Origin of the sequence: Streptomyces sparsogenes (assembly GCF_001704635.1) — a bacterium.
Taxonomy (GTDB): domain Bacteria; phylum Actinomycetota; class Actinomycetes; order Streptomycetales; family Streptomycetaceae; genus Streptomyces; species Streptomyces sparsogenes.
Window position 1 is genome coordinate 1 of the sequence record NZ_MAXF01000079.1, and the last position, 15,075, is coordinate 15,075.

Annotated in this window: 14 protein-coding genes; 6 read left to right on the plus strand and 8 right to left on the minus strand. The window is 71.8% G+C overall.

The annotated features are described in order from the left end of the window. From BBH68_RS15815 to BBH68_RS15830, 4 genes are all read left to right on the plus strand, one after another. Positions 1–778 (plus strand): polyprenyl synthetase family protein (locus tag BBH68_RS15815; RefSeq protein WP_065962907.1); only part of this gene is annotated, 778 nt, incomplete at its 5' end. Positions 779–1,109: 331 nt separating this feature from the next. Next, positions 1,110–2,318 carry a LolA family protein gene (locus tag BBH68_RS15820; RefSeq protein ID WP_065962884.1) on the plus strand — a complete coding sequence of 403 codons (1,209 nt, stop codon included), beginning with the start codon at positions 1,110–1,112 and terminating at the stop codon, positions 2,316–2,318. A 22-nt stretch (positions 2,319–2,340) separates the two neighbouring features. Further along, positions 2,341–3,324: an ABC transporter ATP-binding protein gene (locus tag BBH68_RS15825; RefSeq protein ID WP_245738074.1), complete on the plus strand. Its 984-nt coding sequence runs from the start codon at positions 2,341–2,343 to the stop codon at positions 3,322–3,324. Positions 3,325–3,343: 19 nt separating this feature from the next. Further along, positions 3,344–4,348, plus strand: coding sequence for an ABC transporter permease (locus BBH68_RS15830; protein WP_065962887.1), 1,005 nt, complete (start codon positions 3,344–3,346; stop codon positions 4,346–4,348). Between the two features lie 27 nt (positions 4,349–4,375). Here BBH68_RS15830 and BBH68_RS15835 read toward each other — a convergent pair whose 3' ends face one another. Further along, the gene (locus BBH68_RS15835) at positions 4,376–4,825 is read right to left on the minus strand and encodes a VOC family protein (RefSeq protein WP_065962889.1); all 450 of its coding nucleotides are present in this window, start codon (positions 4,823–4,825) and stop codon (positions 4,376–4,378) included. Between the two features lie 152 nt (positions 4,826–4,977). Between BBH68_RS15835 and BBH68_RS15840 the strand changes: the two genes are divergently transcribed. Continuing rightward, positions 4,978–5,577 (plus strand): CGNR zinc finger domain-containing protein, encoded by a 600-nt coding sequence (locus BBH68_RS15840; RefSeq protein ID WP_065962891.1) that lies wholly within the window; start codon positions 4,978–4,980, stop codon positions 5,575–5,577. Between the two features lie 67 nt (positions 5,578–5,644). Here the strand turns inward: BBH68_RS15840 and BBH68_RS15845 are convergent, their stop codons facing one another. The 3 genes from BBH68_RS15845 to BBH68_RS15855 all read right to left on the minus strand — a co-directional run bounded on the left by BBH68_RS15845 (position 5,645) and on the right by BBH68_RS15855 (position 8,912). After that, the gene (locus BBH68_RS15845) at positions 5,645–6,616 is read right to left on the minus strand and encodes a M28 family metallopeptidase (RefSeq protein ID WP_104531312.1); all 972 of its coding nucleotides are present in this window, start codon (positions 6,614–6,616) and stop codon (positions 5,645–5,647) included. A gap of 342 nt (positions 6,617–6,958) precedes the next feature. Beyond that, the gene (rarD, locus tag BBH68_RS15850; protein WP_065962895.1) at positions 6,959–7,930 is read right to left on the minus strand and encodes an EamA family transporter RarD; all 972 of its coding nucleotides are present in this window, start codon (positions 7,928–7,930) and stop codon (positions 6,959–6,961) included. A 124-nt stretch (positions 7,931–8,054) separates the two neighbouring features. Next, positions 8,055–8,912, minus strand: a complete 858-nt coding sequence (locus BBH68_RS15855; protein WP_065962898.1) for an SDR family oxidoreductase — start codon at positions 8,910–8,912, stop codon at positions 8,055–8,057. A 109-nt stretch (positions 8,913–9,021) separates the two neighbouring features. Between BBH68_RS15855 and BBH68_RS15860 the strand changes: the two genes are divergently transcribed. Then, positions 9,022–9,414, plus strand: coding sequence for a winged helix-turn-helix transcriptional regulator (locus BBH68_RS15860; protein WP_065962899.1), 393 nt, complete (start codon positions 9,022–9,024; stop codon positions 9,412–9,414). A 101-nt stretch (positions 9,415–9,515) separates the two neighbouring features. Here the strand turns inward: BBH68_RS15860 and BBH68_RS15865 are convergent, their stop codons facing one another. From BBH68_RS15865 to BBH68_RS15880, 4 genes are all read right to left on the minus strand, one after another. Beyond that, positions 9,516–10,625, minus strand: coding sequence for a 2-oxoacid:ferredoxin oxidoreductase subunit beta (locus tag BBH68_RS15865; RefSeq protein ID WP_065962901.1), 1,110 nt, complete (start codon positions 10,623–10,625; stop codon positions 9,516–9,518). Next, a complete protein-coding gene (locus BBH68_RS15870; protein WP_065962903.1) occupies positions 10,618–12,570 on the minus strand; it encodes a 2-oxoacid:acceptor oxidoreductase subunit alpha in 1,953 nt (650 codons plus the stop codon). Before BBH68_RS15870 ends, BBH68_RS15865 begins: the two co-directional genes overlap by 8 nt. Positions 12,571–12,810: 240 nt before the next feature. Beyond that, positions 12,811–13,470, minus strand: a complete 660-nt coding sequence (locus BBH68_RS15875; protein WP_076970856.1) for a response regulator transcription factor — start codon at positions 13,468–13,470, stop codon at positions 12,811–12,813. 137 nt (positions 13,471–13,607) lie between these two features. Further along, positions 13,608–14,954, minus strand: a complete 1,347-nt coding sequence (locus BBH68_RS15880; protein ID WP_065962906.1) for a sensor histidine kinase — start codon at positions 14,952–14,954, stop codon at positions 13,608–13,610. Positions 14,955–15,075 lie beyond the last annotated feature (121 nt).

Here is a 15,075-nt window from a genome sequence, read left to right on the forward strand (position 1 = left end):
GTGCCCTCGGGTCGTGGAGCTGACGCACCTGGCGACGCTCTACCACGACGACGTCATGGACGAGGCGGACGTCCGCCGGGGCGTGCCCAGCGCCAACGCCCGCTGGGGCAACTCGGTGGCGGTGCTCACCGGCGACTTCCTGTTCGCGCGCGCCTCGCACATCCTGGCCGACCTGGGGCCCGAGGCGGTGCGGATCCAGGCCGAGGCGTTCGAGCGGCTGGTGACCGGGCAGATCCTGGAGACGGCGGGGCCGAAGGGCGGCCGTGACCCGATCGAGCACTACCTGGACGTGCTCGCGGGGAAGACCGGCTCGCTGGTCGCGGTCTCCGGGCGGTTCGGCGCGATGATGTCGGGGGCCGACGAGTCCGTCGTCAGCATCCTCACCCAGTACGGCGAGCGGCTGGGCATCGCCTTCCAGCTGGCCGATGACGTGCTGGACATCGCCAGCGACAGCCATGAGTCGGGCAAGACCCCCGGTACCGACCTGCGGGAGGGCATCGCCACCCTCCCGGTGCTCCATCTGCGGGCGCAGGCGGAGGCGACCGGCTCGGCCGAGGACCGCGAGCTGTGCGAGCTGCTGGCCGGCGACCTCAGCGACGACGGGGTCCTCGGCGAGGTGCTGCGGCGGCTGCGCGCCCATCCGGCGCTGGAGCAGGCCCGCCGGGACACCCTCCGCTATGCGGCGGAGGCCCGCGCGCTGCTGGCGCCGCTGCCCGAGGGAGCGGCGAAGGCCGCGCTCGAGGGGCTGTGCGACGCGGTGGTCCACCGGGCCGGCTGAGCCCAGCCCCGACCCCGACCCCTGCCCCTGCCCTGCCTTCCGCCTCCGTCCTCCGCCTCCGCCCTCCGGCACGGGGCTCCGGCACGGGGCTCCGACACCGGGCTCCGACACCGGGCTCCGACCCGGAGTCTTCGCTCCCCGGGGTCCGACCAGCGGCCCACGGGGGTCCTACCTCAGCGGTACCCACACGTGATCCTGTCGGCTGACGCGCCGTGACGGCCGTTTTGGTGGGATGGAACAGCCACCACACGGCGGTATCGGGTGACAATGGCCCGAGAGGTGGACGAGTGCGAGGCTGACAACCGCCGCCGACGACGGAGGTAGAGCACATATGGCACGGATCCGACCGACACAGGTCGCCGACGACGGCTTCTGGGACGAGGATCGACCGACAGGGCGCCGCAAGGCCGTCCGCTACGCCGTCCCGGTGGGGGTGGCCGGCATCGCGGCGGCGACGATAGGGCTGGTCCCGGCGCTGGCCAGCACCGGGGCTCCCGATCTGCCGAAGATCACGGCAGAGGAGCTGATCAGCAAGATCGCCGCATCGGACACCGAGCAGCTGTCCGGCTCGGTGAAGATCACCACCGATCTGGGCATACCCTCCCTCCCCGGGGGCGGCTCGCTCGCCGACCTGGGCGGCGGGAAGCGAGGCGGCGGCGACGGTGCGGCCTCGCCGGAGTCCAAGCTCGTCGAGCTCGCGGCCGGCACCCACACCCTGCGGGTGGCCGCCGACGGGCCGGAGCGGCAGCGGGTCTCGATCATCGAGAAGGCCGCCGAGTACAGCGTCATCCACAACGGCGACGAGGTCTGGGCGTACAACAGCGCCGACAACTCCGTCTACCACGCCGAGGCCCCCGGGAAGGCGGCCAAGGGCGACCACGGGCGCCAGGTGCCCCAGGACCTGAGCGGTCTCACCCCGCAGCAGGCCGCCAAGAAGGCGCTCGCCGCCGTGGACGACACCACCCGGGTCACGGTGGACGGCACCGCGAGGGTCGCCGGGCGGGACGCCTACCAACTGCTGATCCGTCCCAAGCAGAGCCACTCGACGGTCGGCTCCATCCGCATCGCCGTGGACGCCGACAACGGTGTGCCGCTGAAGTTCACGCTGGAGCCCAAGAGCGGCGGCAAGGCGGCGGTCGAGGTGGGCTTCACCCAGGTGGACTTCGGCAAGCCCAAGGCGAGCACCTTCGACTTCACCCCGTCCAAGGGCGCCAAGGTCACCGAGAAGAGCGCCGCGAAGCACGAGGCCAAGGCGGACGAGAAGCGGCTGCGCGAGCTGCCCGGGCTGAATGTGGTCGGCAAGAGCTGGGACTCGGTGGCGCGGCTGGACCTCCCCGGCGGGCTGCCGGCCAGCGCGAGCGGCGGGGGCGGGCCCAGCGAGTTCCTCGGCGGACTGGGGAAGAAGGTCAAGGGGGACTTCGGATCCGGCACGGTGCTCAGCACCCGCCTGGTCAACGCCCTGATCACCGAGGACGGCAAGGTCTTCGTCGGAGCGGTGGACAAGAGCGCCCTGATCGACGCCGCAGACGCGGCCAAGTGACCGTCTGACGAAGGGGGAGCCCGTGGATCAGCCGTCCGCCGAGGACCCGGCCGCCCGCGCCGCGGTCGAGACCCGCGGGCTCACCAAGCGCTATCGGGGCGGCCAGCTCGCGGTCGACTCGCTCGACCTGACCGTGCCGCGCGGCAGCGTCTTCGGCTTCCTCGGGCCCAACGGCTCGGGGAAGACCACCACCATCCGGATGCTGATGGGCCTGATCGAGCCGACCGCCGGGCGGGCGCGGCTGCTCGGCGCCCCCATGCCGCGCGCCGCCCGGAGCGTGCTGCCGAGGGTCGGGGCTCTGATCGAGGGCCCCGCCCTGTATCCCTTTCTGACCGGCCGGGACAATCTGGTCCGCTTCGACGCCGCCGACCCCACCGCGGATCCGGGCACCCGGGCCGCCCGGGTCTCCGCCGCCCTGGAGCGGGTGGGCCTGACGGCCGCGGCGCGCAAGAAGGCCCGCGCCTACTCCCTCGGCATGAAACAGCGCCTCGGCCTGGCCGCCGCGCTCCTCCAACCGCGGGAACTCCTCGTCCTCGACGAGCCGACGAACGGTCTGGACCCGCAGGGCATGCGGGAGATCCGCACGCTGGTGCGCGAACTGGCCGACGACGGCACCACCGTCTTCCTCTCCTCCCACCTCCTCGATGAGATCGAACAAGTGTGCACCCATGCGGCGGTCATGACCCAAGGCAGGCTCATCGTCCAGGGCACCGTCGCAGAGCTGGCGGCCGGCAGCCGCGGCCGACTGTCCATCACCACCCCGGACCCCGCGGAGGCGGTCCGCGTCCTGAAGGAACACGGGGTGACGGACATCGTGGCCCTGGAGGAGCGCGTCACAGGCGAGCTGCCCGCGTCCGGCGGGAGCGCCCCGCCGCTCGATCTCGCGGACCTCAACGCCGCCCTTGTGCGGGCCGGAGTGCGGGTCCGGGCCTTCGGTACCGAGCGGGCCTCGCTCGAGGACGCCTTTGTCGCGCTGACCGGGGAGGGTTTCGATGTCGCGGGTTGAGGCGGGCGGGGAAGCGCGCATGAGCAAGGCGGGCGGCGGCTCGGCCGGGGCGCCGGCCCGGCGGCCGGGCCCGCTGTGGACGCTCGCCCTGTTCCGCAGCGAGCTGGGCACCACCTTCCGCCGCTGGCGGACCATCGCCCTGCTCGGGGTGCTGGCGGCCATCCCGGTGCTGGTCGGAATCGCGGTGAAGATCGAGACCAGCGACGGCGGATCGTTCGGTCAGGGGCGTGGGGGAGACGGCGAGGGCCCCGCCTTCTTCGCCCAGATCACCAACAACGGCATCTTCCTGGTCTTCGCGTCCCTGGCGGCGACCCTGCCCGTCTTCCTGCCGATGGCCATCGGAGTGATCGCCGGTGACGCCGTCGCCGGCGAGGCGGGCTCCGGGACGCTGCGCTATCTGCTGGTCGCCCCGGCCGGGCGGACCCGCCTGCTGCTCGCCAAGTTCACCACCGTCATGGCCTTCTGTCTGGTCGCCACCCTTGTGGTGGCCGCCGCCGGGCTGGCGACCGGGGCGCTGCTCTTCCCTCTCGGCGATGTCACGCTGATCTCGGGCACCACCGTCATGGCCTTCTGTCTGGTCGCCACCCTTGTGGTGGCCGCCGCCGGGCTGGCGACCGGGGCGCTGCTCTTCCCTCTCGGCGATGTCACGCTGATCTCGGGCACCACCGTCTCGTTCGCGGACGGACTGCTACGGGCCCTGGCGGTGGCGGGCCTCGTGGCGTACTCCCTCATCGGCATCGCGACGGTGGGCCTGTTCATCTCGACCCTGACCAACAGCGGGATCGCGGCCATGGCGGCGACCGTCGGTCTGCTGGTCACCGTGCAGATCCTCGACACCATTCCGCAGCTGCACGCGATCCAGCCGTATCTGTTCCCCCATTACTGGCTGTCCTTCGCGGACGTCCTGCGGGACCCGGTCTACTGGGACCAGCTCGCCAAGAACTTCGGGTTGCAGGCGCTCTACGTGGCGGTGTTCGGCTCGGCGGCCTGGGCGCGGTTCACCGCGAAGGACATCACAGTCTGAGCGCACCCACCGCTAGGGGGTGTCTCCCTAGTGCACGCAGAACTCATTCCCCTCCGGGTCGGCCATGAGGATCCACTCCCCACCGGGCTCCTTCACCCGCCGTATCACCGCCGCGCCCAGCTTCTCCAGGCGGGCGACCTCGGCCTCCCGCTGCCCGGCCTCGCTGTGCACATCCAGATGCAGGCGGTTCTTCACCGTCTTGGTCTCGGGCACACGCTGGAAGAGGATCCTCCGGCCGAGGCCCGTGCCGCTCTCCGCGTCGAACGGATCGTCGGGGTGCCGGACGGCGATCAGATCACGCCACGCGCGCCGCCCCTCGAACTCCGTCAGCAGCTCCTCGCCGATCGCGCCGAATCCCAGCAGCCGCTCGATCAACGCGCTGTTGTCCTCCACGGTGTAGCCCAGCGCCTCCGCCCAGAAGGCGGCCTGCCGGTGTGGATCGCACGCGTCCATCACGAGCTTCCAGTGCAACGCCATCGTCCCGCGTCCCCCTCGTCTTGCCCTGTGCTTGTCGTGCCCCGTGCCGGTTGTGCCCGTGCCTGTCGTGCCCGTGCCTGTTGTGCCTCGTGCTTGTCCTGCTGCGCGCTCGTCGTGCCGCGCGGTGACCTGACACCAGTTATACTGGTTACATGACGGAGTCCGCAATGGGCCTGATCCTCCATTCATCCGAAGGGGTGCCCTACCGCTTCGACCCCGGGGCCCTCTGCCTGGAGCTGCTGCCCACCGGCGGCCCCGGCGCCTACGCGTGGCGCGAGGTCCTGCACCACCCCGCCGACCTGGCCGTGTGGGCCGCCCGGTCGCGGCTCCGGCCGACGCCCGAGATCGAGGTGACCCCCGCCGGCCTGGCCGATGCCAAGCGGCTGCGCGACGCGCTGTGGCGGCTGACCGCCGCCCGGGCGCACGGCCGCCCGCTGCCCGCCGAGGAGGTGGCCCGCGTCAATGAGGCCGCCGCCGGGCAGCCGCTGGTCCCCGTGCTCCACGACGACGGCGGCCGCGGGTGGCGACACCCCGCGACCGCCGCCCAGCTGGTGTCGACGGTCGCGCGCGACGCCGTCGAGCTGTTCTCCGGTCCGTACGCCGACCGCATCCGCGAGTGCGGAGCGGGCAACTGCTATCTGCTCTTCGTCGACACCTCGCGCCCCGGCCGGCGCCGCTGGTGCTCGATGCAGCGCTGCGGCAACCGCCACAAGGTGCGGGCACTGCGCGCCCGGCAGGACGAGCGCGAGTGAGCCGCCCGCCGGGGCGCGGTGCCCCGCGCGGTGCCGCCGGGGCGTGGTGCCGTCGGAGCGGGGGCCGTCAGCTGCTGAGGGTCCACACGGCGTAGGCGATGGCGTCGGTGTTGCGGTCGAGCGCGGTGTCGTTGATGTTGCTCGTCGTGTCGCAGGACCGGTGGTAGCAGCGGTCGAACGCCTGGCCGGAGGTGCCGCCCCACTTCTGTGCCTGGGCGGCGGACTTGATGTAGTCGGCGCCGCTGAACAGGCCGCCCACCGGCACGCCCGCGTTCTTGAACGGCGCGTGGTCGGAGCGCCCGTCGCCCTCCGTCTCGATCTCGGTGGGCACGCCCTTGGCGGCGAAGAAGTCCTTGAACACCGACTCGATCCGCGCGTCGTCGTCGTAGACGAAGTAGCCCGGGTTGGGCGAGCCGATCATGTCGAAGTTGAGATACGAGTCGATCCTCGCGCGGTTCGCGGACGACAGGCTGTTCACGTAGTACCGGGAGCCCACCATCCCCAGCTCCTCGGCGCCCCACCAGCCGAACCTCAGGTGCTTGGTGGGCTTGAGCCCGGCCCGGGAGACGGCGAGCGCGGTCTCCAGGACGCCCGCGGAGCCCGAGCCGTTGTCGTTGATGCCGGGACCGGCGGAGACGGAGTCCAGGTGGGCCCCCGAGAACACCACGTTGTCGGTGTCCCCGCCGGGCCAGTCGGCGATGAGGTTGTAGCCGGTGGCGCCGCCGGAGGTGAACTGCTGCACGGTGGTGGTGAACCCGGCCGCGTCGAGCTTGGCCTTGATGTAGTCGAGCGAGGCCTTGTAGCCAGGGCGGCCGTGGGCGCGGTTGCCGCTGTTGGCGGTGGCTATGGACTGCAGCTGGGTCAGGTGGGCCTTGACGTTGGCCACCGGGATGTCCGGCGCGGCGAGGGCGGTGGCCGCCGCCGGGACCGGTGCCGGGGCCGGCCCGGCCGGGGACAGCGGCGCGGCGGGCGCCGCCACGGCCAGGGCCGCGAGGACCGTGCCGGCCGCCGTGGCGGCGGTGGCGGCGCGGCGGGTCAAGGATCTTCCGGATGACGACATGGGGGGCTCCGATTCCGAACGAGGACAGGACGGAATGAACGTGACGCTGTGTGGTGCACGCACCGGTGGGGCGGGGGGAGCGTGAAGCGTCGGCACGGTCAGGCGCCGGCACGGTGGAGCGGTCGCACGGTGAAGCGGTGGCACGCGAAGCGGAGTGTCGCAAAGGCAGATGCTGCGGCCCGCGCTGACACGGCGTCAAGGGCGGAATTCGGACAGCGGCCGTCGGATATCGACCCCGTGCCGTGCCCGTGCGGCGATGAGCCGTGCGGGGCGCCCGTGGGCGGCGGCGCGCGGCCTGTTGGCGCGTCGGAGCCGGGCGGCTCAGCCGGGGACGGGGTCCTCCGCCGCGTTCCCGTCCCGTGCCGCCGTGGCGGCGCGCGCGGCGGCCTCGCGCAGCCGTGCCCGCGCCCGGTGGGCCGTGTGCAGCGCGTCCCAGGTGAGCAGGGCGAGGGCGAGCCATACGAGAGAGAAGCCCGCCCACCGCTCGGGCGGCATGGACTCGTGGAAGACGGCGACGCCGAGCGCGAACTGGAAGATCGGGGCGATGTACTGGAGCATCCCGATCGTCGACAGCGGCAGCCGCACGGCCGCCGTGCCGAAGCAGATCAGCGGGATAGCGGTGATCAGCCCGCTGCTGGCCAGCAGGGCCGAGTGCCCGGCGCCCTCGGTGGAGAAGGTGCTGTCGCCGTGTGCGGAGAGGAAGATCAGGAAGCCGAGGGCGGGCAGGAACAGGACGGCGGTCTCGGCGGCGAGCGACTCGAGCCCGTTCAGCCCGATCCGCTTCTTGACCAGGCCGTAGGTGGCGAAGCTGAAGGCCAGGGTGAGCGCGATCCAGGGCAGCGAGCCGTAGCCGATCGCCAGGACCGCCACGGCGACCGCGCCGACGCCGACCGCGATCCACTGCGCCGGCCGCAGCCGCTCGCGCAGCAGCACGACGCCGAAGCCGATGCTGACCAGCGGGTTGATGAAGTATCCGAGCGAGGTCTCGACGACATGGCCGCTGTTGACGCCCCAGATGTACAGGCCCCAGTTGACGGAGATGACGACCGCGGCCAGCGTGATCATCCCCAGCCGTGCGGGCTGCCGCAGCAGCGGTCGTATCCAGGACCAGCGGCGCAGCGCGAGGAGGACGAGGGCGACGGCCACCAGCGACCACACCATGCGGTGGGCGAGGATCTCGACGGCCCCGGCGGGCTCCAGCAGTGGCCAGAAGAGCGGCACCAGGCCCCACATGCCGTAGGCGGCGAAGCCGTAGATGAGTCCGCTGCGGTGCTGCTGGCTCTGCGGCTTCACGTGTCCTCCCGGCGGCACGACGTCCTGTCGAAGGTAGCGCCGGAACGGCCCGTTTGTCATTTGCGTATCGCCATACGGTCATGACAAGCGGGCCGTTGTGCCGGAGGGCCGGGAGGCGGGGGATTCAGCCCTTCAGGGCCGCCGCGATCGAGTCCGCGAGGGGGGTGGTCGGCCGGCCGATGAGTCGGGAGAGGTCGCCGGGCGTGGCGGCCAGCCGGCCGCGGGCGATGGCGGCGTCGACGTCCACGAGGATCTCGGCGAACGGCTCGGGGAGGCCGGCGCCGGTCAGGATGGTCTTGTGGGTCTCGGCCGGCACCGGGCCGTACGCGATCTCCTTGCCGGTCTGCCTGGCGATCTCGGCGGCGTACTCCTCGAAGCTCCAGGCGGTGTCGCCGCTGAGTTCGTAGACCTTGCCCTCGTGGCCCTCGCCGGTCAGCACCTCGACGGCGGCGGCCGCGTAGTCGGCGCGCGCGGCGGAGGCGACGCGCCCGCCGCCCGCGCTGCCGACGACGGCGCCGTGATCCAGCACGGGGGCGAGCTGCTCGGTGTAGTTCTCGTGGTACCAGCCGTTGCGCAGCAGCACGTACGGGAGGCCGGAGGCCTCGATGGCCCGCTCGGTGGCCTTGTGCTCGTCGGCCAGCGTGAAGTCGGCCGCGGGGCCGCCGAGGATGCTGGTGTACGCGAGGAGGGCGACGCCCGCGGCTTTGGCGGCGTCGATGACGGCCTGGTGCTGCGGGACGCGCTGCCCGACCTCGCTGCCGGAGATCAGCAGCACCTTGTCGCCGGCCGCGAAGGCGCCCTGGAGGGTCTCGGGCCGGCTGTAGTCGGCGACGTGCAGCCGGACGCCGCGCTCGGCCAGGTCGGCGGCCTTGCCGGCGTCCCGCACCACGGCCACGACCTGGTCCGCGGGGACCTTCTCCAGCAGGCCTTCGATGACGAGGCGGCCGAGGTGGCCGGTGGCTCCGGTGACGACGATGCTCATGTCTGATTTCTCCCTTTAATTCTCTTATTCCCTATGAATCCGTTCTGTGGACCACCTTAGCCTCAGCGCTAACTCTGAGAAAGTACCCACTTCGAAGTAAGGTACTGGCATGTCGGTAAGTGATGAGGGTGTGCTGACAGGTGGCCCCGACGCGGCCATGTGCCCGGCGCGTGGGGTGCTGGAGCATGTCACCAGCCGCTGGGGCGTTCTCGTCCTCGGTGTGCTGCTGCGCGGCACCCACCGCTTCAGCGAAGTGCGGCGCGCGATCGGCGGCGTCAGCGAGAAGATGCTCGCCCAGACGCTCCAGACGCTGGAGCGGGACGGCTTTGTGCGCCGCGAGGCGCATCCCGTCATTCCGCCACATGTGGACTACTCCCTGACCGGGCTCGGTGAGGAGGCGGCGCGGCGGGTGTGGGCGCTGGCCCAGTGGACGGACGAGAAGATTCCGGAGGTCATGGCCGCCCGGGAGGCGTATGACGCCGCCAAGTCGGCTCGCGCCTGAGGCCCGTCGCCCGTGCCTTTCAACGGCGAGTGCCCGCCCGGGGCGCCGTCAGACGCCCCGGGCGGGCACCCGCCCGCGTATGCGCGAAATCGACCCTGGGGTCAGCCGACGACCGTCCAGGTGTCGTGGCCGGCCAGCAGGGCGCCGAGGTCGCCCTTGCCCTTCTGCTCGACGGCGGCCTCCAGCTGGGTCGCCATCTCCGTGTCGTACACCGGCCGGGTGACATCGCGCAGCACCCCGATGGGGGTGTGGTGCAGCGTGTCGGGGTCGGCGAGCCGGGTCAGCGCGAAGGCGGTGGTGGGCGAGGCGGCGTGGGCGTCGTGGACCAGCACCGCCCCGGTGCCCTCCCGGGTCACGTCGATGATCTTCAGGTCGCCGGTGGCCGGGTCGCGGACGACGCCCTTGGAGCCGAGGCCGTCCCCGCCGTCCTCCTCGCGGAACGGGGTGCCGAAGCGGATCGGCTTGCCGTGCTCCAGGCGGATGACGGCCTCCTCCGCCTGCTGCTTGTCCTTGAGGACCTCGAAGGCGCCGTCGTTGAAGATGTTGCAGTTCTGGTAGATCTCCACCAGCGCGGTGCCCGGGTGGGCGGCCGCCTGGCGCAGCACCTGGGTGAGGTGCTTGCGGTCGGAGTCCACCGTGCGGGCCACGAACCCGGCCTCGGCGCCCAGCGCCAGGGACAGGGGGTTGAAGGGCGCGTCGAGCGAGCCCATCGGCGTGGACTTGGTGATCTTGCCGACCTCGGAGGTCGGGCTGTACTGGCCCTTGGTGAGCCCGTAGATGCGGTTGTTGAAGAGCAGGATCTTCAGGTTCACGTTGCGCCGCAGCGCGTGGATGAGGTGGTTGCCGCCGATGGACAGCGCGTCGCCGTCACCGGTGACCACCCACACCGACAGGTCCCGGCGCGAGGCGGCCAGGCCCGTGGCGATGGCCGGGGCGCGGCCGTGGATCGAGTGCATCCCGTAGGTGTTCATGTAGTACGGGAAGCGGGAGGAGCAGCCGATGCCGGAGACGAAGACGATGTTCTCCTTCGCCAGGCCCAGCTCGGGCATGAAGCCCTGGACGGCGGCGAGGACCGCGTAGTCACCGCAGCCGGGGCACCAGCGCACTTCCTGGTCGGACTTGAAGTCCTTCATGGTCTGCTTGGCGCCGGCCTTCGGCACCAGCGAAAGCGCGTCGACGGAGGAGAGCCCTTCCGCGATCGTCTCAGTCATCGATGGCCTCCTTAAGGGCCGTCGCAAGCTGCTCGGCCTTGAATGGCAGCCCCCGCACCTGGGTGAAGGAGCGGGTGTCGACCAGATACCTGGCGCGGAGCAGGGTGGAGAGCTGACCGAGGTTCATCTCGGGCACGACCACCTTGTCGTAGCGGGCCAGGACCGCGCCGAGGTTCCCCGGGAAGGGGTTGAGGTGGCGCAGATGGGCCTGGGCGATGGAGTCCCCGGCGGCACGCACCCGGCGCACGGCGGCGGTGATCGGCCCGTACGTCGAGCCCCAGCCCAGCACCAGCGTGCGGGCGTCGCCGGTGGGGTCGTCCACCGTGAGGTCCGGCACCTCGACGCCGTCCACCTTGGCCTGCCGGACGCGCACCATGTGGTCGTGGTTGGCCGGGTCGTAGGAGATGTTGCCGGTGCCGTCCTGCTTCTCGATACCGCCGATGCGGTGCTCGAGACCGGGGGTGCCGGGCACCGCCCAGGGGCGGGCGAGCGTCTCGGGGTCGCGCTTGTAGGGCCAGAAGACCTCGGTGCCGTCCTCCAGGGTGTGGTTGGGACCGGTGGCGAAGCGGACCCGCAGGTCCGGCAGCTCCTCGAGGTCCGGCACCCGCCACGGCTCCGACCCGTTGGCCAGGTAGCCGTCGGAGAGGAGGAAGACGGGGGTGCGGTAGGTCAGCGCGATCCACACCGCGTCCAGCGCCGCGTCGAAGCAGTCCGCCGGGGTCTTCGGGGCCACGATCGGCACCGGGGCCTCGCCGTTGCGCCCGTACATGGCCTGCAGCAGGTCGGCCTGCTCGGTCTTGGTGGGCAGACCGGTCGAGGGGCCGCCCCGCTGGATGTCGATCACCACCAGCGGCAGCTCCAGGCTGACCGCGAGCCCGATGGTCTCCGACTTGAGTGCCACGCCGGGGCCGGAGGTGGTGGTCACCGCGAGCGCCCCGCCGAACGCGGCGCCCAGCGCCGCGCCGATGCCCGCGATCTCGTCCTCCGCCTGGAAGGTGCGCACGCCGAAGTTCTTGTGCCGGGACAGCTCGTGCAGGATGTCCGAGGCCGGCGTGATCGGGTAGGAGCCCAGGAACAGCGGCAGGTCCGCCTGGTGCGAGGCCGCGATCAGCCCGTACGACAGCGCCAGGTTGCCGGAGATGTTCCGGTAGGTCCCCGGCGGGAACGCGGAGGAGGCGGGCGCCACCTCGTAGGAGACCGCGAAGTCCTCCGTCGTCTCGCCGAAGTTCCAGCCGGCCCGGAAGGCGGCCACATTGGCCTCGGCGATCTGCGGCTTCTTGGCGAACTTCTGGCGCAGGAACTTCTCGGTGCCCTCGGTCGGGCGGTGGTACATCCACGACAGCAGGCCGAGCGCGAACATGTTCTTGCTGCGCTCCGCCTCCTTGCGGGACAGCCCGAAGTCCTTGAGCGCCTCGATCGTCAGCGTCGTCAGCGGCACGGGGTGGACGTTGTACCCGTCCAGCGAGCCGTCCTCGAGCGGGCTCTGGTCGTAGCCGACCTTGGCCATCGGCCGCTTGGTGAACTCGTCCGTGTTGACGATGATCTCGGCGCCGCGCGGCACATCGCCCAGGTTGGCCTTCAGCGCGGCCGGGTTCATCGCCACCAGCACGTTCGGCGCGTCGCCCGGGGTGAGGATGTCGTGATCGGCGAAGTGGAGCTGGAAGCTCGACACGCCGGGGAGGGTTCCGGCGGGGGCGCGGATCTCGGCCGGGAAGTTCGGCAGCGTGGACAGGTCATTGCCGAATGACGCCGTCTCCGAGGTGAACCGGTCACCCGTGAGCTGCATACCGTCGCCCGAGTCGCCGGCGAAGCGGATGATCACCCGGTCCAGGCGGCGGACCTCTTTGCCGCCGTCCCCCGCTCGCTGTCCCCCGACGAGCGTCGGCCCGTCCTGCTGATCGGCTGGTTCGGCCTGCTCGGCCGGGCTACTGACCTGGCTGGTCACTGATTCGGACCTCCCTTGAGGCGGCGCTCGTGGACATCGGTGCCGACCGGTTGTCCCCTGGCCATCGTACGTCGGTAAGGGTCGCCTTCCCTGACCGGATCGCATAGTGGACGGCCCGACGCGACCCCTGTCTGTGGCGAATTGTCATGCTCTGCGGATGCCCCCGTGCTCATGTCGAGCGATCCTCCCACTACGGGCTGAAGTGGTTCTTTGGTGCTACGACCGCCGGTCCGCCGGGCGTCAGGAACCGAGATAGGTCAGCACCGCGAGCACCCGGCGGTGATCCCCCTCGCTCGGCGACAGCCCGAGCTTCAGGAAGATGTTGCTGACGTGCTTCTCGACCGCGCCGTCGCTCACCACCAGCTGCTTGGCGATCGCGGAGTTCGTACGGCCCTCCGCCATCAGACCCAGGACCTCCCGCTCGCGCGGGGTAAGCCCGGCCAGCACGTCCTGCTTGCGGCTGCGCCCCAGCAGCTGCGCCACGACCTCCGGGTCGAGCGCCGTGCCACCCCGGGCCACCCGCACCACGGCGTCCACGAACTCCCTGACCTCGGCCACCCGGTCCTTCAGCAGATAGCCCACACCCCGGCTGCTGCCCGCGAGCAGCTCCGTGGCGTACTGCTCCTCCACGTACTGGGACAGCACCAGCACACCCAGCCCCGGGTGGTCGCGGCGCAGCCGGATGGCGGCCCGCACTCCCTCGTCGGTGTGCGTCGGCGGCATCCGCACATCCGCGACCACGACGTCCGGCAGCGCGCCGTCGTCGGCCAGCTCCTGGACCGACTTCACCAGCGCGTCCCCGTCGCCGACGCCCGCGACCACCTCATGTCCCCGGTCGGTCAGCAGGCGGGTCAGCCCCTCCCGGAGCAGCACCGAATCCTCGGCGATGACCACCCGCACCCTGTCCTCCACAACCCGCCCCCACTCGTCGGTTCCTCGGCCCCCAGCATCCCAGGGATCGAGACCGCCCGATGCCAGGCACGCTCACCGGGCGGCGCACCGCGCGGGGGAGAGCGGGGCAGAGGGGTGGCCGTGCCTCATCCCCGCCAGGGAAGCTCGGCGGTGACCGAGGTCGGGCCGCCGGCCGGGGAGTGGACGACGAGGAGGCCGTCGACCGCGTCGAGCCGCTCGGCCAGCCCGGCCAGCCCCGACCCGGCCCGGGCGTCCGCCCCGCCCCGCCCGTCGTCGCAGACCTGCAGCATCAGCCGGTCGTCGGAGCGCCACACCTCCACGGTGGCCGTCCGGGCGCCGCTGTGCTTGCTGATGTTCTGGAGCAGCTCGGAGACGGTGAAGTAGGCGATGCCCTCGATGGCGGCCGCCGGCCGCTCCGGCAGGTCCACGGAGACCCGCACCGGCACCGTGCAGCGCGCCGCCAGGGCGGACAGGGACGGCCCCAGGCCCCGGTCGGTGAGGATCGCCGGGTGGATGCCGCGGGCGAGGTCGCGCAGCTCCTGAAGGGCCAGCTTCACCTCGCCGTGCGCCTCCTCGACCATCCGCGCCCCCGCCTCCGGGTCCTCCTGGAGCTTCTCCTTCGCCAGGCCCAGATCCATGGCGAGGGCGACCAGCCGGGCCTGTGCCCCGTCGTGCAGGTCGCGCTCGATGCGGCGCAGGTCCGCGGCCGCCGTGTCGACCACCGTGCCCCGGTCGGACTCCAGCTCCCACACGCGCTCCGCGAGCCGCGAGGGGCCCAGCAGTCCGGACACCATCAGCCGGTCGACCGCGGTCAGCCCACGTATCAGGAACGGCGTCGCCACCAGCAGCAGCGCGCCCACGACGCTGGTGGCGGCTATCTCGAGCGGGCTGTCGAGGAAGAAGCCGCGGCCGTCGACCTCGAAGAGCTGTATGCCCGGCTGGTTGTCGGTGTAGGTGGGGAGGACCCACTGCCACAGGGGATAGGTCAGCAAGCCCCACGCGTTCACCCACAGGACCATCGACACGACGAAGGCGAAGATCGCCCACGGCAAGTGGATCACCGCGTAGAGCGCATGGCGCCAGGAGGTGCCGCTCCTGAGCAGCGCGCCCACCCAGGCGAACGGGCCGGGCTTGGGCGAACGGCGCGTCGTCGACCGCACCGGCTCGGGATCGGCGACCTCCAGGCGCAGCAGCGAGCGGGCGCGGGCCCGCTCCATGGCCCCGATGCCCCGGCACCCCGCCAGGGCGACCCCGAGCACCGGTATGCCGAGGAAGGTGACCAGGAGGCCCACACCGAGCGCGAGCATCGTGATCGCGTAGCAGAAGGTCAGCAGGGACAGCGGGAAGCTGAGCACCAGATAGAGGAACTCCCGCCAGACACGGGCCTCGAAGGGCGCCCGCAGCGCCGCGGGCAGCAGGGAGCCGCGGCGGGGCTCCGTCCCCGGCCCGTACGGTTCATACGCGGTGGCCATCTCTTGTCCGTCCTCCGATGGTGGGGCGTGGTGCCCGGCGGTGCGTTGCTCTCCGGTGGTGCGTGCTACCTGGTGGTGCCCGGTCTCCGGTGGCGCGTGGCCTCCGGTGGTGCCTTGCCTG